This window comes from Stenotrophomonas sp. 89682_Sma, assembly GCF_056481405.1.
The window spans coordinates 1,809,848-1,835,165 of record NZ_CM151147.1 but is presented as its reverse complement, the minus strand read 5'-3'; the positions used below and the strand labels follow the sequence as shown (position 1 = coordinate 1,835,165).

The following is a 25,318-nucleotide window of genomic DNA, read 5'->3' as shown; positions in this document are numbered from 1 at the left end:
CGCACCAAGGTGCGCACCCACAGGGGGCCTGCCCTCCCAGGCTGCCCTACCCCGCCTGCGGGAACAGCAGCATCGCATCGCCGTAGCTGAAGAAGCGGTAGCGCTGCTCGATCGCGTGCTGGTAGGCCTCCAATACGCGCTCCTTGCCGGCAAACGCGGAAATCATCATCAGCAGCGTGCTTTCCGGCAGATGGAAGTTGGTCACCAACGCGTCGACACTGCGGATGCGGTAACCGGGGGTGATGAAGATCTGCGTCTCGCCGGCGAACGGCAGCAGTTCGCCATCGCGCATCGCGCTTTCCAGCGCGCGTACCACGGTGGTGCCCACGCCGATCACTCGGCCGCCGGCCGCGCGCGTGCGCCGTACCTGCTGTACCAGTTCGGCGCCGACGTTCAGCCACTCGCGGTGCATCACGTGGTCCTTCAGGTCATCGGCACGCACCGGCTGGAAGGTGCCCGCGCCCACGTGCAGGGTGACGTGCCCGAACTCCACACCCTTGTCCTTCAGTGCGGCCAGCAGCGGTTCGTCGAAATGCAGGCCGGCGGTGGGCGCGGCCACCGCGCCCACTTCGCGCGCGAACACGGTCTGGTAGCGCTCGCGGTCGTCCACGCCCGGTTCGCGCTGGATGTAGGGCGGCAGCGGCAGGCGGCCGGCATGCAGCAGCCACTGCTCCAGCGACTCCGGCACATGGAACTGCAGCACGTAGAACTCGCCGTCACGGCCCAGCACCTCGGCTTCACCGCCGGCATCCAGGGCGATGCGGCTGCCGGCCTTCGGCGACTTGCTGGCACCGACCTGCGCCCGGGCCTGCTGGCCACCGAGCAGGCGCTCGATCAGGATCTCCACGCGGCCACCACTGGCCTTCTGCCCGAACAGGCGCGCCGGGATCACCCGGGTGTCGTTGAACACCAGCAGGTCACCCGGCTGCAGCAGCGACGGCAGGTCGCGCACCTGCAGATCGGTGAAGGCATCGGGCGCCGGCGGCACCAGCAGCAGGCGGCTTGCGGAGCGTTCGGCCAGGGGGGCCTGCGCGATCAGATCGGCCGGCAGGTCGTAATGGAAATCGGACTTCTTCAAGGCAGTGGGCGGCAACAGGTCGACAATGGCGCGCATTGTACGTCCAGCGTCTGCGAGCCGGCGCGCTTCGCGGCGAACGTCGCGCAAAATGCTGCTATGCAGCAGGTTTCTGCGGGGTTATCGCGCAAAAAAACAAGTGCTAGCATCGAGCCGGAAGTCCGCTGCACGAGCCTGCCCCAAGCGCGCGTGATGACGCGCGTTTTGCTTTTGAAGACCCGTGCGACCCATTGTTTCAGGAGATCTGCAATGAGCTTCATCGAACGCCTCGCCCCCCTGCGCAGCCAGCCCGGCACCCGTCTCACCACCGGTCTGGACGATGCCACCCTGACCGCCCTGTCCGCCCGCCACCCGCAGCTGATCGCGGCAGTGGACGCCGCCGCCGAGGAATTCGCGCGCGTGCAGGCCGACCTGGGGCCGCTGCTGGCGCAGGACGAACAGGCGCAGATCGACGCGATGCAGGACGGCTTCGTCAATTTCTACGCCGATGACGCGGTGACGCCGTACGTGGCGCTGGCCGCGCGCGGTCCTTGGGTGGTCACCCTGAAGGGCGCCGTGCTGTATGACGCCGGCGGCTACGGCATGCTCGGCTTCGGGCATACCCCGGACGCCGTGCTGGAGGCGATGGCCCGCCCGCAGGTGATGGCCAACATCATGACCCCCAGCCTGTCGCAGCAGCGCTTCATCACCGCCCTGCGCGCCGAGATCGGCCACCGCCGTGGCGGCTGCCCGTTCGCCCGCTTCATGTGCCTGAATTCCGGCTCCGAAGCCGTTGGCCTGGCCGCGCGCATCGCCGACGTCAACGCCAAGCTGCAGACTGACCCGGGGGCTCGCCACGCCGGCGCTGCGATCAAGCGCGTGGTGGTCAAGGGCAGCTTCCATGGCCGTACCGACCGCCCTGCCCTCTATTCGGATTCCAGCCGCAAGAGCTACATGCAGCACCTGGCCAGCTACCGTGGCGAGGATTCGGTGATCACCGTGGCGCCTTATGACGAGGCCGGCCTGCGCAAGGTGTTCGAGGATGCCACGCGCAACCAGTGGTTCATCGAAGCGGTGTTCCTGGAGCCGGTAATGGGCGAAGGCGACCCCGGCCGCTCGGTGCCGCCGTCGTTCTATGCTGTTGCCCGCGAGCTGACCCGCGCCCATGGCAGCCTGCTGCTGCTGGACTCGATCCAGGCCGGCCTGCGCGCGCATGGCGTGCTGTCGGTGGTCGACTACCCGGGCTTCGAAGGTCTGGACCCGCCGGACATGGAAACCTACTCCAAGGCGCTCAACGCGGCGCAGTACCCACTGTCGGTGCTGGCGGTGACCGAGCATGCCGCGCAGCTGTACCGCAAGGGCATCTACGGCAACACCATGACCAGCAACCCGCGTGCGCTGGACGTGGCCTGCGCCACCCTGGCGCAGCTGACCCCGCAGGTACGTGCCAACATCGCCGAGCGCGGTGCCGAGGCCGTGCGCAAGCTGGAGCAGCTCAAGGGCGAGCTGGGTGGCCTGATCACCAAGGTGCAGGGCACCGGCCTGCTGTTCTCCTGCGAGCTGGCACCGCAGTTCAAGTGCTACGGCGCCAACTCCACCGAGGAATGGCTGCGCCAGCACGGAATCAATGTGATCCATGGTGGCGAGAACTCACTGCGCTTCACCCCGCACTTCGGCATGGACAGCGAGGAGCTGGACCTGCTGGTGGGCATGGTCGGCCGCGCCCTGCGTGAAGGCCCGCGCCGCGAGCAGGCGGCGGCGGCGTAAACCCCTGCTTCTTGTAGAGCCGAGCCATGCTCGGCTGGGACCTTGCCGCGATCTGAACGAAGAGCAGCCGAGCATGGTTCGGCTCTACAAGGGCATGTGGCGATCTGAACGAAGAGCAGCCGAGCGCGGCTCGGCTCTACAGAAGGCTTCTCAAGGCCTCATACTCTACGCACACCCCGTCCCTGACCGCCTTCCGGTCGGCGACGGGGCGTTTTCGTTTCCGGCCAAGAGACAGGAAGATCCATGAAATCGATCTGTGTGTACTGTGGTTCCAACGCTGGCAGCAAGCCGGCCTACACCGAACGCGCCATTGCCCTGGGTGACCGCATCGCCCGCGATGGCCTGCGCCTGGTGTATGGCGGCGGCAATGTCGGCCTGATGGGAACCGTGGCCAATGCCGTGCTCGCCGCCGGTGGCGAGGTGACCGGCGTGATCCCGCGCCAGCTGGCCGATTGGGAAGTGGCCCACCGCGGCCTGACCGAACTGGAAATCGTCGGTTCGATGCATGAGCGCAAGTCGCGCATGTTCGATCTCGCCGACGGCTTCGTCACCCTGCCGGGTGGCTTCGGCACCATGGAAGAGATCTTCGAGATGCTGACCTGGCGCCAGCTGGGCATCGGCAACAAGCCATGCGCGTTCCTCGACGTGGAAGGTTTCTACGCCCCGTTGATCGGCATGATCGACCGCATGGTGGAAGAGCGCTTCCTGCACCCGGACCAGCGCCAGGACCTGTGGTACGGCTCGGACATCGAAGAGATGCTGGAGTGGATGAAGAACTACCAGCCGGCGCAGGCCTCGAAGTGGATCGACGAGAAGCGCCGCGCCGCCCTGCGATGATGCAACTGCACGCGGCGGCTCAGGCCGCCGCGGTCGCCCACGGGGCGGGCCGCCCCAGCAGGTAGCCCTGGCCGTAATCGCAGCCCAGTTCGCGCAGGGTCTGCCGCTGCGCGTCGGTCTCGATGCCTTCGCCGATGGTTTCGATGCCCAGCGTGCGCGCCAGCGACAGCACGCCTTCAACCAGCGCGCGCGTACTCTGCACTTCCGGACCATGCAGTCCGGCGATGAAGCTCTGGTCGATCTTCAGCGTGCTGATCGGGAAGCGATGCAGGTAGGACAACGCGGAGAAGCCGGTGCCGAAATCATCCAGCTGCACCTGGATGCCGCGCTCGCGCAGGCCCTGCAGGATGCGCAGCGTGTGCGGGCCATCGTCCAGCAACGCCACCTCGGTGATTTCCAGGCGCAGCCGACGCGGATCGGCACCGCAGCTGTCGAGCAGGCCGAACAGGCGATCACTGAACTCCGCCGAGCGGAAATGCCGAGGCGACACGTTCACCGAGACGTAGCCTTCGCCCCCCCGTGCCAGCCCCGCGATGACCTGCTCGTAGATCAGCCAGTCCACCTGTTCGATCAGGCCGCTCTCTTCGCCCAGTTCCAGGAACGCACCGGGCAGCAGCAGGCCACGGCGCTCATGCTGCCAGCGAAGCAGCGCCTCGTGACCAACCACTTCGCCGTCGGACAAGCGCACGATCGGCTGATAGAACGGCAGGAAGTCGCGGTTGTTGATCGCACGGCGCAGATCGGCTTCCAGGTCCAGGCTGCGCATGGCTTCTTCGCGCATGTCCTCGTCGAAGATCGCACAGCGGTCATGGCCCTGCGCCTTGGCCCGGTACATCGCTGCGTCCGCATCGCGCAGCAGCTCTTCACCGGTGCGGTAGCGCGGATTCCACAGGGCAATGCCCAGGCTGCCGGACGGAAACAGTTCGCGCCCGGCGATCCACATCGACTCCTGCAACGCCAGCAGCAGCCGCTGGCCGAAATCCAATGCCTGCGCCAGGCCCTGCGGACACTGCAGCAGCACAGCAAACTCATCACCGCCGAGCCGTGCCACCACATCTTCGGTACCGGCCATCGACACGATGCGCTTGGCCACTTCCACCAGCATGCGGTCACCGGCGGCATGGCCGATGCTGTCATTGACCAGCTTGAAGCGATCAAGGTCGAGGAACAGAACGGCAAATACCGGCCCGCCTTCACGCCTGGCCAGTGCCAGGGCATCCTGCAGGCGATCCAGCAGGTGCAGGCGGTTGGGCAGGCCGGTCAGCGCATCGTGCATGGCCTGGTGGGTCAGGCGCTGCTCGGCGCGCAGGCGTTCGCCGATCTGGCCGAGCAGCTTCTCGTTCACTTCGGCCAGCTCGCGGGTACGCTCTTCCACGCGCTTTTCCAGCTCGGCGTGCGCCAAACGCAGCCGTTGCTGGTCGCGCTGCCGGGCCAGCCCGGTACCGATGTTCTGCGCGACAAAGATCAGCAGGCGCTGGTCATGCACGCTGAACGTGCTGTTCTCGCTGTAGCTCTGCACCACGATCGCACCCACCACCTCGTCGTCGCGCAGCAGCGGCACGCCCAGCCAGCAATGCGAGCGCGCGCCGGACTCGCGCACTTCACCACTGGCCAGCAGCGCATCGATCTGCGCGCGTGAAGCCAGCAGCGGGCGCCGGTTGCGCACCACGTACTCAGTCAGGCCGCGGCTGAACGGCCGTGGCGCGCGGCTGGCATTGTGCTCGTCCACCGAATAGACGAAGTCCAGCCCGTTGCCAGCCGGGTTGACCAGCGCGATGTAGAAATTCCGGGCGTCGAGCAAGCGCCCGACCACACCATGCACCTGGCCGTAGAACTGGGCCAGGCTGTCGGCCGACATCGCCATCTCGGCGATGTTGTACAGCGCGGTCTGCAGCTGTTCGGCGCGGCGACGCTCGGCCACCTCATCCTGCAGGCTGCGGTTGGCGCGCTGCAGCTCGAGCGTGCGCCGCTCCACCTGCTGTTCCAGCCGGACCTGTGCCTGGCGCCGATCCATCGCAGTCTGGACGTGCTGGGCAACGAACCCCAGCAGGGCCCGCTCTGCCTCGCCATAACGGGCAGCATGCTCGTAGCTCTGCACTACGATGGCGCCGCAGACACGGCCATCGCGCAGCATCGGCACGCCCAGCCAGTCAAGGCTTTCCGGACCACGCTGCGGGTCATGCTCCTGTTCAACCACCCGCGCCAGCAGTTCGCGCGACGGGCCACTGAGCGGCTTGCCATGGCGCAGCAGCGCCACGGTCAGGCTGCGCGGCATCTCGCTGGCGTCATGGCTCTGCGAGGGATCAGCAACGAAGTCATCCACCTGGTCGGCGAAGTACAGGAAACGGATCTGTTCACGCACATCGTCGTACTCGACGATGTAGCAGTTCTCCGCGTACATCAGTGTGCCCAGCACACCGTGCACGTGGCGCAGCATCTCGCCCATCTCCAGGTCGGCACCGGCCAGGTCGGCGATCTGGAACAGGGCCTGCTGGAGCCGCTCGGCTTCTTCCAGTGCCTTGATCTGGCCGGCCTGGCGGCCGCGCTGCAGGGCCAGCTCCATCGCCTGCCGGGCCAGGCCCCACCACGCGGGTGAAGGCGCCGCGCCCGCAACCGACAGCAGCAGCCGCGCACCGTCATACTCCCAGCCGTGCTGGCCATCGCCGGTGCCGGGTTCCACGGACGCAGCGCTGCCAGTCGCAAGCAAGGGCCAGCCCCCCTGGCCATACCCCAGCTGCGGATCGTCCCAACCGACGCGGACCACCGCCGTCTCCGGCAACAGCGCATGCAACGCGCGCACCAGCGCCGTGCTCAACACGGCCTCGTGTGGTGGCTCTTCCGCCGATTCAGCATGCGTGGACAAATGACAATCTCTTGGCGCCGTCTGTGCGTCGCCTCCCCTGAGCCGCCGAGCATAGCGCGCCACCCGGGGGGCAATGGAAGCCCGTAAACCCCGAATCGTGCGCTCGTACGTTTTTCGTGCTGTCCGTAGCCGCTTCCATGCCATGAACCTCGCCCTGCCCGCCCCTGCCACCGGCTATGCGCCACCGCCTGCAGGCCTTACCCTGTACGCCGTGGAAGCCAGCGCACTGCCAACCGATGAAGCCTTGATGCTGGCCTGGGCCGGTGGCGACCTGCGCGCGTTCGAAAGCCTGTATGCGCGCCACCGCAAGCGCCTGTTCGGCTTCCTGCTGCGGCAACTGCGCGATACCGCGCTGGCCGAAGAGATCTTCCAGGACGTGTGGCAGCGGGTGATCAGCGCGCGCGCAGGCTGGCAACCCGAGGCGGCGTTCAGCACCTGGCTGTTCCGCATCGCCCACAACCGCCTGAACGACCACTGGCGCGCGGCCCGTCATCGCCCGGCTGCACCAGCCGACGCCGATCTGCGCCTGGCGGCGATCGAGGATGGGCAGACCCCGGAAGCGGAACTCTCTGAATTCGAACAACGTCGCCGCATCCAGCTGGCGATGGAGCAACTGCCGCCCGAGCAGCGCGAAGTGCTGCAACTGCGGCTGGATCAGGAACTGAGCCTGGAGGAGATCGGCCAGATCACCGGCGTGGGCCGGGAGACAGTGAAATCGCGGCTGCGCTATGCGATGGACAAGCTGCGTGCGGGACTGAACGCATGAACCGAGACGAACCCCTGACGCCGGAAGAACGCGAGCTGGCCCGGCTGCTCGGCCGTCGCACCGAGCAGGCACCGCCGCCCGCGCTGGATGCTGCCATCCTGGCCGCGGCGCGTGCCGCCGTGGATGCTCCGGCCGCTGGCACCGTTGCCCCTGCGGACGCACCGCGCGCACGGCAAGCACGCCCACGCTGGCCGGCAGTGTTCGGCATCGCCGCCTCGATGGTGTTCGCCATCGGCATCGCCTGGCAGCTGCGCCCGGAACCGCCGCCGATTCCGGCCGGCGAAGCGCAGGTCGCCGCCGCGCCTGCCGCTGACGACGCCGTGGCCGACCAGGCCGCCGAAGGCAATGCGGCCGAGACTGCGATGGCTCCGGCTCCGCCCGCGCCAGAGGCGGCGCCATTCGCCGCACCCCAGGCGATGCCCCCCGCCGCTTCCGAGGCGACGCCCATTGCCGCTCCGGCACCCGCCCTCGCCCGCGCCCCGGTGCCAGCCCCGGCAGCGCCTGCTGAAGCGCCGGCCCCCGCCTCGGCGAAGGCAGAGGTGGCACGCGCACACGTCGCAGAGCCTGTCGCCGATACCGCCTTCGTGGCGTTGCCACCACCTCCGCCGGCGGCGGCGCCACCGGTTGCCTACGCCGCACCCGCTCCAGCACCCGCTCCAGCATCCGCTCCAGCATCCGCACCGGCTCCGGTCGGCGCCATGCAGGCGCGCAGCGCTGCGCCAGTCGCAGCCAGCACAGCCGACGCCGAACCGGCTCCGGCACTCGATCGGGTCCAGGTCACTTCGAGCAAGCGCGTTGCCACCAACCGCTCGGCACCCGGCGTCATGCGTCGCAGCAGCGAAGCCGGACTGAGTGCGGACACGGTGCAGGCCGAAGTAGACGCCGACGCGCGCCTGCCACGCCGGCAATGGCTGCAGAAGATCCGCGAGCGCCGTGACCAGGACCAGCGCGACCTCGCCCGTGCCAGCCTGGAACGCTACATCCAGCAGTATCCGGAAGCGCGCCTGCCGCGCGACCTGCGCCCGCTGCTGGACGACTGAAACGGACGGGGGTACCCGGCAACACCGTAGAATGACGGGAATGCTCGATACCCTCGCCCAGCCCGTCAGCCACACGCTGGAAGTCAAACACAGCCGCTTCATCGCCCATGCCGCGCCGATCGACGGTGCCCCCGCAGCGCTGGCGTTCCTGCAACAGGTTGCCGTGGCCGACGCCACGCACAACTGCTGGGCCTACCGGCATGGCCAGGACTACCGCTCCAGCGATGATGGCGAGCCGGCAGGCACCGCCGGGCGGCCGATCCTGGCCGCGATCGACGGCCAGGGCTTCGATCGGGTGATGGTGGTGGTGACGCGCTGGTTCGGTGGCATCAAGCTCGGTGCCGGCGGCCTGGTCCGGGCTTACGGCGGCGCCGCCGCCGAATGCCTGCGCACTGCGCCGCGGCTGGCGCTGGTTGCCATGGCCCGGTTGCAGCTGCAGGCCGGCTTCGAAGACCTGGGCACCCTGCATGCGGCCCTGCCGGCATTCGGCGCGGAGAAGCGCGATGAACAGTTCGACGCGAGCGGGGTGTGCCTGCGGATCGAATTGCCGGCCGATCAGGTCGACGCATTGAAAATCCGCCTGCGCGACGCCACTCGTGACCGTATCCGCATAGAAGACGACCACCAGGATGACTGACAAGGACGGCGCCCCCGCCTCGCCCCCGCCGCTGCGCCGCCTCGGCAGCCTGCGCACGCTATGGCCGTTCGTGCGCCGCCACAGTGGCCTGTTCACCGCCTGGCTGCTGGCCTTGGCGGTGTCTTCAGCAGCCACGCTGAGCCTGCCGCCGGCGGTCAAGCAGATGATCGACCATGGCTTCAGCAGCGGAGGCCAGATCAACCGCGCCTTCGCCCTGCTGATGCTGGTGGCCGTGGTGCTGGCCCTGGCCACTGCCGCGCGCTTCTACTTCGTGTCGCTGCTGGGCGAAAAGGTCGTTGCTGACCTGCGCAGCCGCCTGTATGCACACCTGATCCAGCTCGGTGCCGGGTTCCATGACCGCAGCCGCAGCGGCGAGCTGGTCTCGCGCCTGACCGCCGACAGTGAACTGCTGCGCAGCGTGGTCGGCTCGACCATGTCGGTGGCATTGCGCAGCAGCGTCACGGTGGTCGGCAGCCTGGCGATGCTGTTCGTCACCAGCCCACGGCTGGCGGCGTGGTCGCTGCTGGGCATTCCGCTTGCGGTACTGCCGATCATCATCGGCGCGCGCAAGCTGCGCACCGTCGCGCGCAGCAGCCAGGACCGCATCGCCGATGCCAACAGTCTGGCCAGCGAGACCCTCGGTGCGGTACGGACGGTGCAGGCGCACGCACGCGAACCCTACGAGCGCGGCCGCTTCGACCACGCGCTGGGCGATGCCATCAAGGCCGCCCGCCGCCGCATCGGTGCGCAGTCGCTGGTCACCGCCAGCGCCATCCTGCTGGTGTTCGGCGCCATCGTCGGCGTGCTGTGGCTGGGTGCGCACGATGTCATCGACGGCCGCCTCAGCGCAGGTACCCTGGGCCAGTTCGTGCTGTACGCACTGATCGGCGGCGGCTCGGTCGGTGCGTTGGCCGAAGTCTGGAACGAACTGCAGCGCGCGGCCGGCGGCATGGGCCGCATCGGCGAACTGCTGCAGGAAGACATCGAGATCCGCGCGCCGGCGCAGCCGCACGTGCTGCCGCAGCCGCTGCGTGGCGAGATCCAGTTCGACGACGTGGTGTTCCATTACCCGCAGCGACCGGACCAGGCCGCGCTGGACCACTTCAACCTGCACGTGCGCCCGGGCGAGACCGTGGCCCTGGTCGGCCCGTCGGGCGCGGGCAAGAGCACGGTGCTGTCGATGCTGCTGCGTTTCCACGATCCGGCGGAGGGCCGCATCTGCGTGGATGGCATCGACGTGCGCCAGGTCGACCCGGCCGAGCTGCGTGGACAGTTGGCGCTGGTGCCGCAGCAGCCGACGCTGTTTGCTGCCAGTGCGCGTGACAACATCCGCTATGGCCGCCTGCAGGCCAGCGACAGCGAGGTCGAGGCTGCCGCACGCGCCGCCGAGGCGGATGGTTTCCTGCGTGCGTTGCCGCAGGGCTATGACAGTGAGCTGGGCGAGCGCGGCGCGCGCCTGTCCGGCGGCCAGCAGCAGCGCGTGGCAATTGCACGCGCACTGCTGAAGGACGCACCGATCCTGTTGCTGGACGAAGCCACCAGCGCGCTGGACGCACAGAGCGAGCATGGCGTGCAGCAGGCCCTGGAGCGCTTGATGGCTGGCCGTACCACGCTGGTGATCGCGCACCGCCTGGCCACCGTGCTCAAGGCCGACCGCATCGTGGTGATGGACCAGGGCCGCATCGTGGCGGAAGGTACGCACGCACAGCTGCTTGCCGAAGGCGGCCTGTACGCTGAACTGGCACGACTGCAGTTCATCGATTGATGACGGCCGGCTAACATCGGCGGAGTGAAGCTGGCACCGCATCAACAGCATCCGCTGAAGGAGGTGCACGATGTCGTTCCGTCAGTTTCCCGCCGTCGACAGCCATGGTGAAAGCCACATCATCATCGAGTTCAAGCCCGAGGCGAACGGCAGCGGGCACCACTCCGAAGCCACGCCCCGCTACGAGCTCGACGATGGTCGCTTGCTGGTGCGCAATGGCCGCGAATTCACCACCAGCGGTGGTGAGCTGAGGCTGACGATCTGAGGTACGCCGGGCATGGCCCGGCGCTACCGGATTTCGCATCGCCCTGCTCTGGTAGGTGCCCACCTTGGTGGACACGTGAGACCAGCCGAGCATGGCTCGGCTCTACACAAACAGCATGGTCAATTTTTGACCAACCATCTTGACAGCCTTGGCTGCCAAGGGCAGCACGCGGTTATCCACATGTTTGCTGAGGAATCATCCACATCGCCTGTGGATGAATGCGCTCAGCCGAGCACGCGTCCGATGCCGCTGGCGTCCACTTCGGCCGCCGCCAGGGTGATCGCTGCAGGATCACTGCCCGCAACGAAACCGATGCGGAAATGGACTTCGCCGCCGGGCGTACGCGAGGAGTGGATCGAGGCCAGGCTGATGCGGTGCTGCTCGAACACGTTCAGCAGTTCGCGCAGCGAACCCGGTCGGTCTTCCGGCAGGTGCACCGACAGCGCGTTGCGCTCGGTCAGGTCTGCCAGCAGATAGCCCACGCGTTCGAAGGTGTAGTTGCCCTCGGCCAGCGCCTGCTCGCCGAACGCACTGCGATTGGCCGACAGCAGCTGCTCGCGGAATGCACTGCGTGCAGTGTCGTCGCCCTGCCCGACCTGGCCCTGCAGGGCCTGCAGCTGGGCGACCAAGCGCTCCAGCATCGGCGCCACATACGGGTTGCCGAACTGGATGTCCTCGTAGATCGCCGGGTTCAACGACAGGATGCGCGAGATGATCGCCGCATCCAGTTCGAACGATGCCGACCGGTAAGGCATCATCGCGGCCAGGTCGCCCAACTGCGGCTGGTACTGGCGCAGCACCCCGGCCTGGGCCAGGTGGGTGGCGTGCACCATCGCCTGCACCAGCGCCATCATCTGGTCGTGGTGCTGCGGAGTTGCGCGCACGCACTCGGCCTGCAGCGTCGCGCACAACGCATCGACCCAGGGTTGCCAGTGCTGCAGCCGTGCTTCGCAGACCACCATCACCCGACCCTTCAGGGTCGGCGCCTTCGGTGGCGCGGTCATCGGGTGCAGCCCGACAACCTCGGCCTCCGAGGCCAGCATCGCCTGCACCGGTGCCTCCTTCACCGAGGTCACGTCCAGCCACAGGCGATCGCGCTCGCGGCCTGCGGACTGCCGCACGTATTCGGCGATCAATGCGGGCGTATGCCGGATCGGCGCCGAGAACACCAGCACGTCGGCCTGTGCCAGCAACTGCTCCGGCGTATGCGATTGCGGATCCGCCGGATCATGGCCGATCGCCTGCAGCTGCATGTGCTGCTGGAAGAAGCGGGTCAGCCAGCGCCCGTAGGCGCCTGCACTTCCGACGATGCCGACCGTGCGCGGCGTGCGTTCGAGCAGGCCGCTCATGCCACGCGTTCGGCGCGGAAGCGCGTACCTTCGGCCAACGCAGCAGGTGTGGCGGCGATCACGTCGAACTCTTCGAAACCGTTGTCCAGGGTCGCTTCCAACGCTGCATGGGTACCGGCGATCGCACGCGAGATCGCTTGCTGCATCGATTCACCGCGCAGCAGGAACGACACCACCAGCGACATCAGCACGTCGCCGGTGCCAGCCACGTCCACCGGCAGCAGCGGTGAGGTCCAGCGCCAGGTTTCCTCGCGGCCAACGGCCAGAGTCACCAGTTCCCCCGGGTTGCCGCCGACGCTATGCGCGATCACCCAGTGTGGGCCACGGTCCAGCAGCGTACGCGCGGCGGCGATGGCATCGCCTTCGGCCAACGCCGGCATGCCGGTAAGGCGATTGAGTTCGAAAGCATTCGGCGTGACCAGCCACGCATGCGGCAACAAGCGCTCGGCGAAGATCGCTTCCAGGCCTGGCTCCACATAGGGGCCGGTGTGGGTGTCGCCGATGACGGGGTCGAGGCAATAGCGCAGCTGCGGGCAGGCCGGCAGGATCTCGTCCAGCCAGTCGGCGAAGGCGGCACCATTGGCGGTGCTGCCGAAGTACCCCGAGACGAGCATCTTCGCCCGCTGCGGCAGGCCACGTTCGCGGGTGCCCAGCAGCAAGTCGGCGAACCAGTCAGCGGGCAATACGCGGCCGCGGGTGGTGGCGTAGAACGGCGCATTGCTGAGCAGCACGGTCGGGATTTCCGCGACGCGCACGCCCAATGCGCGCATGGGCGGCACGGCGGCGCTGTTGCCGGCGTGGCCGTAGACAAGTTGCGACTGGACCGAGATGACATCGATCGGCGACGGACCGTCTGGCCGCTGGCGGCGGCCGTGGACCAGGTGGTTATCAAGGGATTCGCTCATGACCGCATTCTACGCCCGGTGAGGGGTTCGGCAGGGCTTGCAGCCCTGCACCTGCTCAATGCAACAGCAACGGCAACGGCAAAAGCCAAGCGAGCTATCCGTGGGATGGCGGGGCGGTGTCGGAGTGCGGGGACGCCGTGAACCCGTCCTTGGGGGCTTGGCAGCCGCATCCATGCGGCTGACTGATCTGGCCCCCCGTCAGCGGACGCCAAGAAGCGATACTTTGATCGCACCTGGAGGTCCCTTATGTCCCGTATCACCCGTCGTAGCTACACCGATGAGTTCAAGCACCAAGCCGTGGAGTTGGCCGAGTCGCTCGGGCCTGCCGCAGCAGCCCGTCAGCTGGAGATGTCGGTCAAGACGCTGGCAAATTGGCTTGACGCGGTCCGTGCTGGCCGGTCGTTGACCTCTGAGGCTCGCAGGCCGGCCACCGACCTGGAAAGCGAGATCAGCCGCCTTCGGGCCGAGAACGCCAATCTGAAGATGGAGCGGGAAATCCTAAAAAAAGCGGCGGCGTTCTTTGCCAGAGAGTCCAAGTGAGGTACGCCTTCGTCGCCAGTCAAAGGACTCACTACCCGACCAGGTTGTTGTGTCGGGTTCTTAGGGTTTCTGTCTCTGGATTCCATGATTACCTGCGCCGGCAGTGTGCCCAAACGTGCGATGTCGATTCGGCCCTCCGTACCGAGCTTCGGGCCATTCATGTGACCAGCAAGCGCAGTTATGGGCGACGTCGGCTGGTCAGGGCCTTACGAGCCAGGAATCACCCAGTCGGCCACAAGCGCGTGGCACGGTTAATGGCCGAGGAGCGAATCCAGGGCAAGACCAAAGGCCGATTCCGACCCAAGTCCTCCGGCGGCTCATCTCAGCTCGCCCCCAACCTGCTGGATCGGCAATTTGCCCCCGGAACCGGACCGACGGCGTGGGTTGGGGATATCACGTATGTCCCCACCCGCCAGGGATGGCTGCATCTGGCCGTGGTCATCAGCGTCCAGACCCGGCAGGTGCTGGGCTACAGCGTTTCCAAGCGCCTGACTGAAGAGCTGGTGGCGAAAGCATTTGCCAATGCTTGGGCTCTGCATCCACAACGACCCGGCCTGATCTTCCATTCAGATCGTGGTGGGCAGTACTGGGGGAACCAGTTTCGCCAGCTGCTGCAGTCCCATGACGTGGTCCAAAGCATGAGCCGGCCTGGCAATTGCTGGGACAACGCGGTGGCCGAGAGCTTCTTTGCGACGCTCAAGACAGAAGAGGCTGCCGAGCCTTACGCCAGTAGGGAACAAGCCAGCCAGTCCATCGCTGCTTACATCCACGGCTTCTACAATCCAGCCCGGCTACACTCGGCGCTGGGCTACCGCTCGCCTAACAACTACGCCCGGCAGCGCCGGGCTGCCGCCTGAAACGGCTTCATGGCGTCCGTTTTCAGGGGGCCAGATCAGACACCCCGCACTCCGACACCGCCCCGCCTTCGACAGGTTCACGCGGCTGTTGGTAACTACGGCTGTTGTTCCGCGCGGCTGTTGTTCCGCGCGGCTGTTGGTAGGTGTCGACCTTGGTCGACACATCTGTCAGATATCGAATGAATTCATCCACGCATGGCGTGGATCTACCGTGTCGACCAAGGTCGACACCCACCAGAGCAGAGTGCTGCTCCAACAGATCGCGGCCAACTGTCGAAGGCGGGGTGGGTCCGGTTGAGGGGGCGTGAGCCGCATGGATGCGGCGACCGAGCTTACATGGACGTACTTGCAGCGTCCCCCTCAACCGGACCCACCCCGCCAACCCACGGATAGCCAGCTTCTGCTGTTGACGTTGACGTTGCTTCGGCAGGTGCAGGGCTGCAAGCCCTGCAACCCAAACCCCCTCAGTTAACAGCAGGCCGCGACGGCGGCAGCCACGCCGCCACGATGCCGAGCAACGGCAGGAATGCGGTCAGGTGGTAGACGTACTCGATGCTGGTCTTGTCCGCCAGCAGGCCCAGCACCGCCGCACCCAGCCCGCCCATGCCGAACGCGAAGCCGAAGAACAGGCCGGAGACCATGCCGATGCGGTGCGGCATCATTTCCTGCGCATACACCACGATGGCCGAGAACGCCGAGGACAGCACGAAGCCGATCAGCACCGCCAGCACCGTGGTCCATAGCAGATCGGCATGCGGCAGCATCAGCGCGAACGGCGCCACACCCAGGATCGAAGTCCAGATGATCGGCTTGCGGCCGATGCGATCACCCAGCGGACCACCCAGGAAACCACCGGCCGCGGAGGCCACCAGGAACGCGAACAGGTGCAGCTGCGCCTGTGCCACCGGAATGCCGAAGTGGTGGATCAGGTAGAAGGTGAAGTAGCTGCCGATGCTGGCCATGTAGAAGTACTTGCTGAAGATCAGCACCAGCAGGATCGCCAGCACCTTGGCCACGGTACGCGGCGGATGGCGCGGGGCCATCGAGGCGGTGCTGGCCGGGCGCGGAGTGCCCAGGTGCAGCGCGTACCAGCGGCCGACATAGGTCAGCAGCGCGATGCCGATCAGGGCGGCACCGGCAAACCACGAGGCGGCATGCTGGCCATACGGCACGATCACCGCCGCTGCAATCAGCGGGCCCAGCGCGGTACCGAAGTTGCCACCGACCTGGAACACCGACTGCGCGAAGCCATGGCGACCGCCCGAGGCCAGCCGCGCGATGCGCGAGGCTTCCGGATGGAAGATGGCCGAACCAATGCCGACCATCGCCGCGGCCATCAGCACCACCGCGTAGTTCGGTGCGAAGCCCAGCAGCAGCATGCCGCACAGGGTCGAGGCCATGCCGATCGGCAGCGAGTACGGCGCCGGGCGGCGGTCGGTAGCCATGCCGATCAGCGGCTGGAAGATCGAGGCGGTCAGCTGGTAGGTCAGCGTGATCAGGCCGATCTGGGTAAAGCTCAGGTTGAAGCCGCCCTTGATCACTGGATAGATGGCCAGGATCAGCGACTGCATCATGTCGTTGACGACATGCGAGGTGGAAATGGCAGCCAGCACACCGAGAGCCACCGGGCGTGAGGTCGTTGCGGGAGAAGCCAAGGCGGACATGGACGCAGTCAGGTTGGGGGCGAGCCACGCATGCTACGGTTGCCCTCCCCTCCCTTCTGCCGCGTTCGGGTCATGGCCTATCGCAAAAAGGACATTACCGGCGACGTCGACCCGATTGCGCCATGGCGCGATGTGCCATTGCATCGCCCGGTCACCTACCGGGTTACCCAGTACCCGGCCGGCACCCATATCGCAGGCCACAAGCACCAGCGCCACCAGCTGGTCTACGCCATCTCCGGGCTGATGGTGGTGCGCTCGGAAGTGGGTCGCTGGGTCGTGCCCTCGACCCGTGCGATCTGGATGCCGGCGGGCATGGTGCACGCGGTGGACTGCATCGCCGCCGTGCACATGCGCAGCCTCTATATCGAACCATCGTTCGCCCCGCAGTTGCCGGCCGAACCGTTCGCGGTGCAGGTGGCGCCGCTGCTGCGCGAACTGCTGCAGGCAGCCACCCTGATCAAGGGCGAGCACATCGAAGACAGCCGCGATGGCCGCGTGGTGCGCCTGCTGCTGGACGAACTGCACCGCATGGACGTATTGCCGCTGCACCTGCCCGCCCCGACCGACCCGCGCCTGCGGCGGATCTGCCAGCATCTGCAGAAGCACCCCGGCGATGACGCCACGCTGCAGGACTGGGCGCAGGCACTGGAGGTGGACGTGAAAACGATCCAGCGCCACTTCGGCGGCGAACTGGGCATGACCTTCGGCCAGTGGCGGCAGCAGGCGCGGCTGCTGGCTGCGCTGGAACGGCTGGCGGTCGGCGACAAGGTCATCGATGTCGCGCTGGCGATGGGCTACGACAGCCCCAGTGCGTTCACCAGCATGTTCAAGCGGCAGCTGGGGCAGACACCGGCGGCGTTTTTCCGGTGATGCGGTGAACGGCATCCACGCATGGCGTGGATCTACCACGGCGCATTGCCAGCAGAACCGGGGCGCCCCGACGGAATCGTTGAACCGCATCCATGCCTGGCGTGGATCCACCACGGCGCGGCATTTCCCGGTAGCGCCGGGCCATGCCCGGCGGAATGCAGCCGGCGCCCGCATACGAAAACGCCGGGCATGGCCCGGCGCTACCGTTCAACGCTTGCGTTGAAAACTCAGGACGTCATCCGGTCCCAGAAGCCCTTCACGCCATCGATGAAGGTGGCCGACTTCGGCGAATGCTTGCGCGCTTCCTCGCCGACGAAGGTGGCTTCGAACTGCTCCAGCAGCTTGCGCTGTTCGTTGGTGAGGTTGACCGGAGTCTCCACCACCACGCGGCAGTACAGGTCGCCCTCGCTGCGGCTGCGCACCGAACGCACGCCCTTGCCGCGCAGGCGGAACAGCTTGCCGGTCTGGGTCTCGGCCGGAATGCGGATCTCCGCTTCGCCGCCCAGGGTGGCCACGCGCACGGTATCACCCAGCGCCGCCTGCGAGATGCGGATCGGCACTTCGCAGTGCAGGTCGTCGCCATCGCGCTGGAAGATCGCATGCTCGCGCACGCGCACTTCCACGTACAGGTCACCCGGCGGCGTACCGGCCGGGCCGGCCTCACCCTCGCCCTGCAGGCGGATGCGGTCGCCGGTGTCGACGCCGGCCGGCACCTTCACCGACAGCACCTTGTCTTCCTCGACACGGCCGTTGCCGTGGCAGGTCTTGCAGGGCTTGGCGATGATCTGGCCACGGCCGCCGCAGTTGTGGCAGGCCTGCTGCATGGCGAAGATGCCGCGCTGGATGCGCACCTGGCCGCGGCCATGGCACACATTGCAGGTTTCGACCTTGCCGTCTTCCGAGCCACTGCCATCGCAGTCGCCACATTCGGCCAGTGTCGGGATCTCGATGCGGCGCTCGACGCCGCGCACGGCTTCTTCCAGGTCCAGCTCCATCACGTAGCCGATGTCGGCGCCGCGACGGGCCTGGCGCGGACCACCGCCGCCACCGCCAAAGATGTTGCCGAAGATATCGCCGAAGATATCGTTCATGTCCGGGCCGCCCGGCCCGCCGCCGCCCATGCCGTGCTCGAACGCAGCGTGGCCGTGGCTGTCGTACATGCGGCGCTTGTTGCCGTCGGACAGTACTTCGTAGGCCTCCTTGCACTCCTTGAAGGAGGCTTCGGCCGCCGCATCACCCGGATTGCGGTCCGGGTGGAACTTCATCGCACAGCGACGGTAGGCCTTCTTCAGCTCGTCGTCCGTGGCGGTGCGGGCAACGCCCAGCACTTCGTAGTAATCGCGCTTGCTCATATCGTGAATCGGGTTCCGGAAAGTCGGGATTCGTCAAAGCGGAAGAGCGGAACCAGGTCCGCTCTTGCGTCGGGCGCCCCGACACGCCGGTGGGCGGTCAGGACCCTGATGCGACAACGGGACGCTGGTGGCCAGCGTCCCGCGTCGGTCCGGATCAGGACTTCTTGTCGTCCTTGACTTCGGTGAACTCGGCGTCGACCACGTCGTCCTGCGCCTTGCCGGCATTGCCGGCGTCGGCACCCGGGGCACCGCCCTGGTCGGCCGAAGCAGCGGCGAACAGCGCCTGGCCAGCCTCTTCCAGCGCCTTCGACTTGGCTTCGATCTGTGCCTTGTCGTCACCCTTCATCGCGGTTTCCAGGTCGGCCAGCGCGGCCTCGACCTTGCCGATGACATCGCCGCCGACCTTGCTGCCGTGCTCGGTGATGGCGCTGCGGGTGCCGTGGATCAGGGCGTCGGCCTGGTTGCGGGCCTGCACCAGCTCCTGGAACTTCTTGTCTTCTTCGCGGTTGGCTTCCGCGTCGGCGACCATGCGTGCGATCTCTTCCTCGGACAGGCCCGAACCGGCCTTGATCTCGACCTTCTGTTCCTTGTTGGTCTTCTTGTCCTTGGCCGACACGTGCAGGATGCCGTTGGCGTCGATGTCGAAGGACACTTCCACTTGCGGCAGGCCACGCGGGGCCGGCTCGATGCCGGACAGGTCGAACTTGGCCAGCGACTTGTTGAAGCGGGCCTGTTCGCGCTCACCCTGCAGCACGTGCACGGTCACGGCCGACTGGTTGTCCTCGGCGGTGGAGAACACCTGCGAGGCCTTGGTCGGAATGGTGGTGTTCTTCTCGATGATCTTGGTGAACACGCCGCCCATGGTCTCGATGCCCAGCGACAGCGGGGTCACGTCCAGCAGCAGCACGTCCTTGACGTCGCCGCCGAGCACGCCGCCCTGGATCGCAGCACCCAGTGCCACGGCTTCGTCCGGGTTGACGTCCTTGCGCGGTTCCTTGCCGAAGAACTCGGTCACCGCCTGCTGCACCTTTGGCATGCGGGTCTGGCCACCGACCAGGATCACTTCGCTAATGTCGCTCGAACGCAGGCCGGCATCGTTCAGGGCGACGCGGCACGGCTCGATCGACTTCTTGATCAGGTCGTCCACCAGCGCTTCCAGCTTGGCGCGGGTCAGCTTGATGTTCAGGTGCTTCGGACCCGACGCGTCAGCGGTGACGTACGGCAGGTTCACTTCGGTCTGCTGGGCGCTGGACAGCTCGATCTTGGCGCGCTCGGCAGCATCCTTCAGGCGCTGCAGGGCCAGCGGATCCTTGCGCAGGTCGATGCCCTGGTCCTTGTTGAACTCTTCAACCAGGTACTCGATGACGCGGTTGTCGAAGTCTTCGCCGCCCAGGAAGGTGTCGCCGTTGGTGGCCAGCACTTCGAACTGCTTCTCGCCGTCGACGTTGGCGATCTCGATCACCGAGACGTCGAAGGTGCCGCCGCCCAGGTCGTACACCACGATCTTGCGATCCTTGTTGTCGCCCTTGTCCAGGCCATAGGCCAGCGCAGCCGCAGTCGGCTCGTTGATGATGCGCTTGACGTCCAGGCCGGCGATGCGACCGGCGTCCTTGGTCGCCTGGCGCTGGCTGTCGTTGAAGTAGGCCGGCACGGTGATGACCGCTTCGGTGACCTTCTCACCGAGGAAGTCCTCGGCGGTCTTCTTCATCTTTTCCAGCACCTTGGCCGAGATTTCCTGCGGGGCCATCTTCTTGCCGTCGCTGGTGGCCACCCAGGCGTCGCCATTGTCATGGGCCAGAATGCTGTAAGGGACGTGGGCGATGTCCTTCTGCACTTCGGCGTCGGTGAACTTGCGGCCGATCAGGCGCTTCACCGCGTAGAAGGTGTTCTTCGGGTTGGTCACGGCCTGGCGCTTGGCCGAGGCGCCGACCAGGACTTCGCCGTCCTTGGTGTAGGCGACGATCGACGGGGTGGTGCGATCGCCTTCCGAATTCTCGATGACGCGGGCCTTGCCGCCGTCCATGATCGCCACGCACGAGTTGGTGGTGCCGAGGTCGATACCAATGATCTTGCCCATGGGGGAGACTCCTGAGGATGCTTGTTGGTGTCAGTCCGGCCTCTCGGCCGGTGGATGAATACGATGTGGGGGAGGCTCGTGGAACATTCAAGCCATCTCCCGAACGCTGTGTTTCCGGTCGTCCGGCGCGTTCAGCGTTGGGCCGGGTCGCGGGTCATTCCCGCCTCCCGGCCCCGCAGGGTCAGTCGGCGGCCACCACCACCAGCGCCGGCCGCAGCAGGCGCTCGTTGAGCAGGTAGCCCTTCTGGAACACGGTGACCACGCTGCCCGGGGCTGCGCCCGGGGTCGGCACCTGGCTGATGGCCTGGTGGTGTTCCGGGTTGAACGGCTGGCCGATCGGGTCCAGCAGCACCAGGCCGTTGTCGGCGGCCACCTTCAGCAGCTGCTTGTAGGTCAGCTCCAGGCCCTCGCGCAGCGGGTGCGGGTCGTCGCCGGCGGCCTTCAGGCCGGCATCCAGGCTGTCGAACACCGGCAGCAGCTCGCCCAGCAGCTTCTCGTTGGCGAACTTGCGGGCCTGCTCGATGTCACGGGCCACGCGCTTGCGCTGGTTCTCCAGGTCGGCGCGCTCACGCAGCGCATCGGCCTTGACCTGCTCGACTTCGGCGCGCAGGCGCTCCACTTCGTCGTTGACGCCGGCGGCGGCAGCCGCATCAGCGGCACTCTGCTGGGATTCGATATCTGGATGTTCGTGGTTCATGTCTGGGTCCCTGGCGGTCAATCTCCGCCTCCACCCACCCTAGTGTGGGCGGGATGCTGCGTTTCAAGCGTCGGATGTTCCTGGCGTGCGGCCGGCCGGCGAAAAGGCCGCGCCGAGCACATCGGCGGTGGCCTGGACCAGCGGGATCACACGGTCGTAGGCCATCCGCTTGGGGCCGATCACGCCCAGCACGCCCAGCACCTGGCCGTTGGCGGTGTACGGGGCGGTGACCAGCGAGACCCCCTGCAGCGGCATCATCCCGGTCTCCTCGCCGATGAAGATGCGCACGCCGGGCGCCTGGATGGTCCGCTCCAGCAGCTGCAGGATCTCGCGCTTGCTGGAGAACAGCTCGAACAGCTCGCGCAGGCGCTCCAGGTCGGACAGGTCCTGCACCCCCATCAAGCGGGTCTGGCCCGCCACCAGCATGTCGTCGGCAGCCGGCTGCAGGGCCTGCTCGGCCAGTTCGATGCTGTGCGCCAGCAGCTGTTCCAGCTCGGAGCGGGCGTCGCGGAGCTCCAGCAACAGGCGGGTGCGGATCTCGGCCATCGGCAGGCCGGCGAAATGGGCATTGAGGTAGTTGGCGACCTGCTCCAGCTGGCCCGGCGCGAACTCCTGGCGGGTCTCGATGACCCGGTTCTGCACCTCGTTGTCGGCGAACACCAGGATCGCCAGCACCCGGCGCCCGTCCAGCGCCACGAAATCGATCTGGCGGAAGGCGAACTGCTCGCGTCGCGGCGCGCTGACCACGCCGACGAAGTGGCTCATCGCCGACAGCAGCTCCGAAGCGCTGCCGAGCAGGGCCTGGGTGCTGCCGCCGCCGGCCAGCTCCTGGCGCAACCGGGCCAGCTCGCCCTCGCCCGGCGGCTGCATCTGCAGCAGGCTGTCGACGAACACCCGGTAGCCATGCGCCGTCGGGACGCGCCCGGCCGAGGTATGCGGCGAGGCCAGCAGCCCCAGGTCCTCGAGGTCGCCGAGGATGTTGCGGATGGTGGCCGGGCTGACCTCCAGGCCGGCCACGCGCGCCAGCGTCTGCGAGCCGACCGGCTCACCGTCCTGGATGTAACGCGCGATCAGCGTGCGCAGCAGATGGCGCGCACGCGGGGCAAGCTGGTCGGGAGAACCGTGCATGGAATCAACCTGTGAGACACGGACACTAGATAATGGCGGCGCATCACCTTGGCAAGTCATTGGACCTCCCTCGCCCGCGTGCTAGCGTTGCGCGGCTGCTGATACCCCCTTACCCATGCTCAGACATCTTTCGATCAAGGATTTCGCCGTCGTCCGCGCCACCGAACTGGAGTTCGGGCCAGGCATGACCGTGGTTTCAGGCGAGACCGGCGCCGGCAAGTCGCTGATGGTCGACGCCCTGGGCTTCCTCTCCGGCCTGCGCGCCGACAGCGGCGTGGTCCGCCATGGCGCCGCCCGCGCCGAGCTTTCGGCCGAGTTCGCGCTGGAGCAGCTGCAGGCCGCGCGCCAGTGGCTGGCCGACAACGAGCTGGACGATGAGGAACAGTGCCAGCTGCGCCGGGTGATCCGCGCCGATGGCGGTTCGCGGGCCTGGATCAATGGCCGCCCGGTGACCCTGGCGCAGCTGGGCGACCTGGCCTCGCTGCTGGTGGAGATCCACGGGCAGCACGAACAGCAGGCCCTGCTGACGCGCCCGTCGCAGCTGGCCCTGCTCGACGCCTATGCACGCAACGAAAACGAACGCCGCCAGGTGCGCCGCGCCGCCGCGGCCTGGCAGGCACTGGTGGATGAATCGCTGGCGCTGTCGCAACAGGGCGACGTCAGTGACCGGATCGGCTTCCTGGAGCACCAGTTGCGCGAGCTGGACCGTGAAGACCTGGAGCCGGAGTCGATCGCCGCACTCGGCGCCAGCCACCGCCGCCAGGCCCACGCCAGCGCCCTGCTGAGCGCCTGCCAGGCGGCCAGCAACCAGCTCAACGGCGACGACGGCAGTTCCGCACTGGACCTGCTGCAGCAGGTGCGCCACGAACTGTCACGCCTGATCGAACACGACCCGCGCCTGGGCGAGGTGGACAGCCTGATCGAGAACGCCTCGATCCAGCTGCACGAAGCCCTGTCGCTGCTGGACCGGGTGCACGACGACCTCGACGCCGACCCGGAGCAGTTCGAAGAGAACGAGCGCCGCCTCGGCCGCCTGCACGACCTGGCCCGCAAGCACCGCGTGCCGATGGATGAGCTGGGCGCGCAGCGCGAGCGCATGCATGCCGAAGTGGAACAGCTGCGCGGTGCCGACGAGCGCCTGCAGCGGTTGGCCGGCGAGATCGACAAGGCCGCCGCCACCTGGCGCGTGCAGGCCGAGGTGCTGACCGCCAGCCGCCGCAATGCCGCCGCCGAGCTGTCGGCTACCACCACCGGCATCATCGCCGAGCTCGGCATGGGCGGTGGCCAGTTCCTGATCGAGCTGGAGCCGCAGGATGCCGGCAAGCCCGATCCGCAGGGTGCCGAGCGCGTGGAATTCCTGGTCGCGGCCAATGCCGGCCAACCGCCGCGCGCCCTGCGCAAGGTCGCCTCGGGCGGCGAACTGTCGCGTATCTCGCTGGCCATCGAAGTCGCCGCGCTGGACCTGGATGCGGTGCCGACCATGGTGTTCGACGAGGTCGACTCCGGCATCGGCGGCGCGGTGGCCGACATCGTTGGCCAGAAGCTGCGCGCCCTCGGCGAGAAGCGCCAGGTGCTGTGCGTGACCCACCTGCCGCAGGTCGCCTCCAAGGGCCACGCGCATTACCGGGTCAGCAAGGCGCCAGTGGAAGGCATGACCCAGAGCGCAGTGGAAAAGCTGGACAGCAAGGCACGCGAGGAAGAGCTGGCACGCATGCTCGGCGGCGTGGAAGTGAGCAAGGAAGCGCGCGCCGCTGCGCGCAAGCTGCTGCAGGCCTGAGGCCTGTTCGCGGTTATCCACGCATGGCGTGGATCTACAACCCACCCGCACGGTAGTGCCGGCCGCTGGCCGGTCCCCCGATGCGGGTGGGCGAAGATCGTGAGGTTGCCGGCCAGCGGCCGGCACTACCGCCGTGGCTGCGCCAGGTCGACGTTCTCCACCAGGAAATCAAGAAACGCGCGCACCCGCAGCGGCAGGTAGCCGCCCTGCCCCAGGAACACCGCGTGCACCTCTTCCAGGTCACCGGGATTGGCTTCCTCCAGCACCGGCAGCAGGCGTCCGGCAGCGATGTCGGCCTGCACCTGGAACGCTGCCAGCCGCGCCATGCCCAGACCACCCAGCACCAGCTGGCGCAGCGCATCGCCGTTGCTGGCGCGCGCGTTGCCACTGGGCAGCAGCATGCGTTCGCGCCCGTCCTGCAACAACGGCCAGCCCTGCATCGCGCGCGCATGGCCGATATCCAGCCGGTTGTGCGACTGCAGCTCCTCGGCAGTGCGTGGCAGCCCGTGCCGCTGCGCGTAGGCCGGTGCAGCCACGATCATCATCCGCGTCGCGCCCAGCCGCCGCGCGACCAGGCTGGAGCTCTTCAGCGGACCGGCCCGCACCGCCACGTCGGTGCGCTGCTCCAGCAGATCGATCACCTCGTCGTTGAGGGTCAGGTCCACGCCTACCTGCGGGTTGCGCTGCAGGAACACCGGCAGCAGCGGCAACAGGAAATGCTGGCCGAACGGCACGTTGGAATTGACCCGCAGGCGTCCACGCGGCTCGGCGTGAGCACTGGCACAGCGCTCGGCCTCGTCCAGGTCAGCCAGCACGCGCAGGCCGCGCTCGTAGAACGCGCAGCCCTCGGGAGTCAGCTGCAGCTGGCGCGTGGAACGCTGCAGCAGGCGCGTCCCCAGCCGTTGTTCCAGCCTCGCCACCAGCTTGCTGACCGCCGACGGGGTCATCTCCAACGTTCGGGCGGCCGCGGAAAAGCCCCCGGTCTCGATCACCCGCACGAACACTTCCAGTTCGCCGGATCGGTTGATGTCGGAGCGCGCCATGGCAATGAATCCAGTTCACAGATGATTGTCCATGCGCAGTCTAGTTCACAGATGAGTGCGGAATC

21 protein-coding genes are annotated in these 25,318 nt (G+C 67.3%); 11 read left to right on the top strand and 10 right to left on the bottom strand.

Annotation, left to right across the window (positions count from 1 at the left end; genetic code table 11):
* Positions 1-46 precede the first annotated feature (46 nt).
* Complete coding sequence (gene queA / locus ACZK29_RS08620) at positions 47-1,114, bottom strand: tRNA preQ1(34) S-adenosylmethionine ribosyltransferase-isomerase QueA (protein WP_288469453.1); 1,068 nt, start codon at positions 1,112-1,114, stop codon at positions 47-49.
* Between the two features lie 210 nt (positions 1,115-1,324).
* On the opposite strand from queA, the gene ACZK29_RS08615 reads away from it, so the two are divergent.
* Positions 1,325-2,821, top strand: a complete 1,497-nt coding sequence (locus tag ACZK29_RS08615) for an aminotransferase class III-fold pyridoxal phosphate-dependent enzyme (RefSeq protein WP_478446905.1) — start codon at positions 1,325-1,327, stop codon at positions 2,819-2,821.
* Between the two features lie 243 nt (positions 2,822-3,064).
* Positions 3,065-3,658 carry an LOG family protein gene (locus tag ACZK29_RS08610; protein WP_049428514.1) on the top strand — a complete coding sequence of 198 codons (594 nt, stop codon included), beginning with the start codon at positions 3,065-3,067 and terminating at the stop codon, positions 3,656-3,658.
* A 19-nt stretch (positions 3,659-3,677) separates the two neighbouring features.
* On the opposite strand, the gene ACZK29_RS08605 is transcribed toward ACZK29_RS08610, so the two are convergent.
* Positions 3,678-6,521 (bottom strand): bifunctional diguanylate cyclase/phosphodiesterase, encoded by a 2,844-nt coding sequence (locus tag ACZK29_RS08605; RefSeq protein ID WP_478446904.1) that lies wholly within the window; start codon positions 6,519-6,521, stop codon positions 3,678-3,680.
* A gap of 247 nt (positions 6,522-6,768) precedes the next feature.
* On the opposite strand from ACZK29_RS08605, the gene ACZK29_RS08600 reads away from it, so the two are divergent.
* The 5 genes from ACZK29_RS08600 (at position 6,769) to ACZK29_RS08580 (ending at position 10,994) form a co-directional block, all read left to right on the top strand.
* Positions 6,769-7,287, top strand: coding sequence for an RNA polymerase sigma factor (locus ACZK29_RS08600; protein WP_238378638.1), 519 nt, complete (start codon positions 6,769-6,771; stop codon positions 7,285-7,287).
* Positions 7,284-8,327, top strand: coding sequence for a hypothetical protein (locus tag ACZK29_RS08595; protein ID WP_478446903.1), 1,044 nt, complete (start codon positions 7,284-7,286; stop codon positions 8,325-8,327). The genes ACZK29_RS08600 and ACZK29_RS08595 overlap by 4 nt, the downstream gene beginning before the upstream one ends.
* Positions 8,328-8,367: 40 nt before the next feature.
* Positions 8,368-8,964, top strand: a complete 597-nt coding sequence (locus tag ACZK29_RS08590; RefSeq protein WP_478446902.1) for an IMPACT family protein — start codon at positions 8,368-8,370, stop codon at positions 8,962-8,964.
* Positions 8,957-10,729 (top strand): ABC transporter transmembrane domain-containing protein, encoded by a 1,773-nt coding sequence (locus ACZK29_RS08585; RefSeq protein WP_106551079.1) that lies wholly within the window; start codon positions 8,957-8,959, stop codon positions 10,727-10,729. Before ACZK29_RS08590 ends, ACZK29_RS08585 begins: the two co-directional genes overlap by 8 nt.
* 70 nt (positions 10,730-10,799) lie before the next feature.
* Positions 10,800-10,994 (top strand): hypothetical protein, encoded by a 195-nt coding sequence (locus ACZK29_RS08580; RefSeq protein ID WP_049428506.1) that lies wholly within the window; start codon positions 10,800-10,802, stop codon positions 10,992-10,994.
* Positions 10,995-11,218: 224 nt separating this feature from the next.
* On the opposite strand, the gene ACZK29_RS08575 is transcribed toward ACZK29_RS08580, so the two are convergent.
* Both ACZK29_RS08575 and pdxY read right to left on the bottom strand, forming a co-directional pair.
* Positions 11,219-12,343 (bottom strand): prephenate dehydrogenase, encoded by a 1,125-nt coding sequence (locus tag ACZK29_RS08575; RefSeq protein ID WP_164147642.1) that lies wholly within the window; start codon positions 12,341-12,343, stop codon positions 11,219-11,221.
* Entirely contained in the window at positions 12,340-13,248 is a 909-nt protein-coding gene (pdxY, locus tag ACZK29_RS08570; protein WP_164147643.1) for a pyridoxal kinase, read from the bottom strand. The genes ACZK29_RS08575 and pdxY overlap by 4 nt, the downstream gene beginning before the upstream one ends.
* Before the next feature lie 246 nt (positions 13,249-13,494).
* Here pdxY and ACZK29_RS08565 point away from each other — a divergent pair, with 246 nt between their 5' ends.
* Positions 13,495-13,788 carry a transposase gene (locus tag ACZK29_RS08565; protein ID WP_006388655.1) on the top strand — a complete coding sequence of 98 codons (294 nt, stop codon included), beginning with the start codon at positions 13,495-13,497 and terminating at the stop codon, positions 13,786-13,788.
* A complete protein-coding gene (locus tag ACZK29_RS08560) occupies positions 13,785-14,645 on the top strand; it encodes an IS3 family transposase (protein ID WP_111202687.1) in 861 nt (286 codons plus the stop codon). The genes ACZK29_RS08565 and ACZK29_RS08560 overlap by 4 nt, the downstream gene beginning before the upstream one ends.
* A gap of 464 nt (positions 14,646-15,109) precedes the next feature.
* Here the strand turns inward: ACZK29_RS08560 and ACZK29_RS08555 are convergent, their stop codons facing one another.
* Positions 15,110-16,309 carry an MFS transporter gene (locus ACZK29_RS08555; RefSeq protein WP_164147091.1) on the bottom strand — a complete coding sequence of 400 codons (1,200 nt, stop codon included), beginning with the start codon at positions 16,307-16,309 and terminating at the stop codon, positions 15,110-15,112.
* A 72-nt stretch (positions 16,310-16,381) separates the two neighbouring features.
* Here ACZK29_RS08555 and ACZK29_RS08550 point away from each other — a divergent pair, with 72 nt between their 5' ends.
* Complete coding sequence (locus ACZK29_RS08550; RefSeq protein WP_164147090.1) at positions 16,382-17,179, top strand: AraC family transcriptional regulator; 798 nt, start codon at positions 16,382-16,384, stop codon at positions 17,177-17,179.
* A 227-nt stretch (positions 17,180-17,406) separates the two neighbouring features.
* Here ACZK29_RS08550 and dnaJ read toward each other — a convergent pair whose 3' ends face one another.
* From dnaJ to hrcA, 4 genes are all read right to left on the bottom strand, one after another.
* Positions 17,407-18,531, bottom strand: a complete 1,125-nt coding sequence (gene dnaJ, locus ACZK29_RS08545) for a molecular chaperone DnaJ (protein WP_100477941.1) — start codon at positions 18,529-18,531, stop codon at positions 17,407-17,409.
* Between the two features lie 154 nt (positions 18,532-18,685).
* Positions 18,686-20,608 carry a molecular chaperone DnaK gene (gene dnaK / locus ACZK29_RS08540; protein WP_164147089.1) on the bottom strand — a complete coding sequence of 641 codons (1,923 nt, stop codon included), beginning with the start codon at positions 20,606-20,608 and terminating at the stop codon, positions 18,686-18,688.
* A 181-nt stretch (positions 20,609-20,789) separates the two neighbouring features.
* Entirely contained in the window at positions 20,790-21,305 is a 516-nt protein-coding gene (grpE, locus tag ACZK29_RS08535) for a nucleotide exchange factor GrpE (RefSeq protein WP_106549321.1), read from the bottom strand.
* A 63-nt stretch (positions 21,306-21,368) separates the two neighbouring features.
* On the bottom strand, positions 21,369-22,433 hold the full coding sequence (gene hrcA, locus ACZK29_RS08530) for a heat-inducible transcriptional repressor HrcA (protein WP_005416180.1): 1,065 nt from the start codon (positions 22,431-22,433) through the stop codon (positions 21,369-21,371).
* A gap of 115 nt (positions 22,434-22,548) precedes the next feature.
* On the opposite strand from hrcA, the gene recN reads away from it, so the two are divergent.
* Positions 22,549-24,210 (top strand): DNA repair protein RecN, encoded by a 1,662-nt coding sequence (gene recN / locus ACZK29_RS08525; RefSeq protein ID WP_164147088.1) that lies wholly within the window; start codon positions 22,549-22,551, stop codon positions 24,208-24,210.
* A gap of 125 nt (positions 24,211-24,335) precedes the next feature.
* On the opposite strand, the gene ACZK29_RS08520 is transcribed toward recN, so the two are convergent.
* Positions 24,336-25,253: a LysR family transcriptional regulator gene (locus ACZK29_RS08520; protein WP_164147087.1), complete on the bottom strand. Its 918-nt coding sequence runs from the start codon at positions 25,251-25,253 to the stop codon at positions 24,336-24,338.
* Positions 25,254-25,318: the final 65 nt, after the last annotated feature.

Coding starts and splice junctions, on each gene's coding strand:
- ACZK29_RS08595 (WP_478446903.1), top strand. CDS start 7,284: ATGAACCGAGACGAACCCCTGACGCCGGAAGAACGCGAGCTGGCCCGG.
- recN (WP_164147088.1), top strand. CDS start 22,549: ATGCTCAGACATCTTTCGATCAAGGATTTCGCCGTCGTCCGCGCCACC.
- ACZK29_RS08600 (WP_238378638.1), top strand. CDS start 6,769: ATGCTGGCCTGGGCCGGTGGCGACCTGCGCGCGTTCGAAAGCCTGTAT.
- ACZK29_RS08565 (WP_006388655.1), top strand. CDS start 13,495: ATGTCCCGTATCACCCGTCGTAGCTACACCGATGAGTTCAAGCACCAA.
- ACZK29_RS08555 (WP_164147091.1), bottom strand. CDS start 16,309: ATGTCCGCCTTGGCTTCTCCCGCAACGACCTCACGCCCGGTGGCTCTC.
- ACZK29_RS08550 (WP_164147090.1), top strand. CDS start 16,382: ATGGCCTATCGCAAAAAGGACATTACCGGCGACGTCGACCCGATTGCG.
- hrcA (WP_005416180.1), bottom strand. CDS start 22,433: ATGCACGGTTCTCCCGACCAGCTTGCCCCGCGTGCGCGCCATCTGCTG.
- grpE (WP_106549321.1), bottom strand. CDS start 21,305: ATGAACCACGAACATCCAGATATCGAATCCCAGCAGAGTGCCGCTGAT.
- ACZK29_RS08610 (WP_049428514.1), top strand. CDS start 3,065: ATGAAATCGATCTGTGTGTACTGTGGTTCCAACGCTGGCAGCAAGCCG.
- dnaJ (WP_100477941.1), bottom strand. CDS start 18,531: ATGAGCAAGCGCGATTACTACGAAGTGCTGGGCGTTGCCCGCACCGCC.
- ACZK29_RS08580 (WP_049428506.1), top strand. CDS start 10,800: ATGTCGTTCCGTCAGTTTCCCGCCGTCGACAGCCATGGTGAAAGCCAC.
- pdxY (WP_164147643.1), bottom strand. CDS start 13,248: ATGAGCGAATCCCTTGATAACCACCTGGTCCACGGCCGCCGCCAGCGG.
- ACZK29_RS08590 (WP_478446902.1), top strand. CDS start 8,368: ATGCTCGATACCCTCGCCCAGCCCGTCAGCCACACGCTGGAAGTCAAA.
- ACZK29_RS08575 (WP_164147642.1), bottom strand. CDS start 12,343: ATGAGCGGCCTGCTCGAACGCACGCCGCGCACGGTCGGCATCGTCGGA.
- ACZK29_RS08520 (WP_164147087.1), bottom strand. CDS start 25,253: ATGGCGCGCTCCGACATCAACCGATCCGGCGAACTGGAAGTGTTCGTG.
- ACZK29_RS08585 (WP_106551079.1), top strand. CDS start 8,957: ATGACTGACAAGGACGGCGCCCCCGCCTCGCCCCCGCCGCTGCGCCGC.
- ACZK29_RS08615 (WP_478446905.1), top strand. CDS start 1,325: ATGAGCTTCATCGAACGCCTCGCCCCCCTGCGCAGCCAGCCCGGCACC.
- dnaK (WP_164147089.1), bottom strand. CDS start 20,608: ATGGGCAAGATCATTGGTATCGACCTCGGCACCACCAACTCGTGCGTG.
- queA (WP_288469453.1), bottom strand. CDS start 1,114: ATGCGCGCCATTGTCGACCTGTTGCCGCCCACTGCCTTGAAGAAGTCC.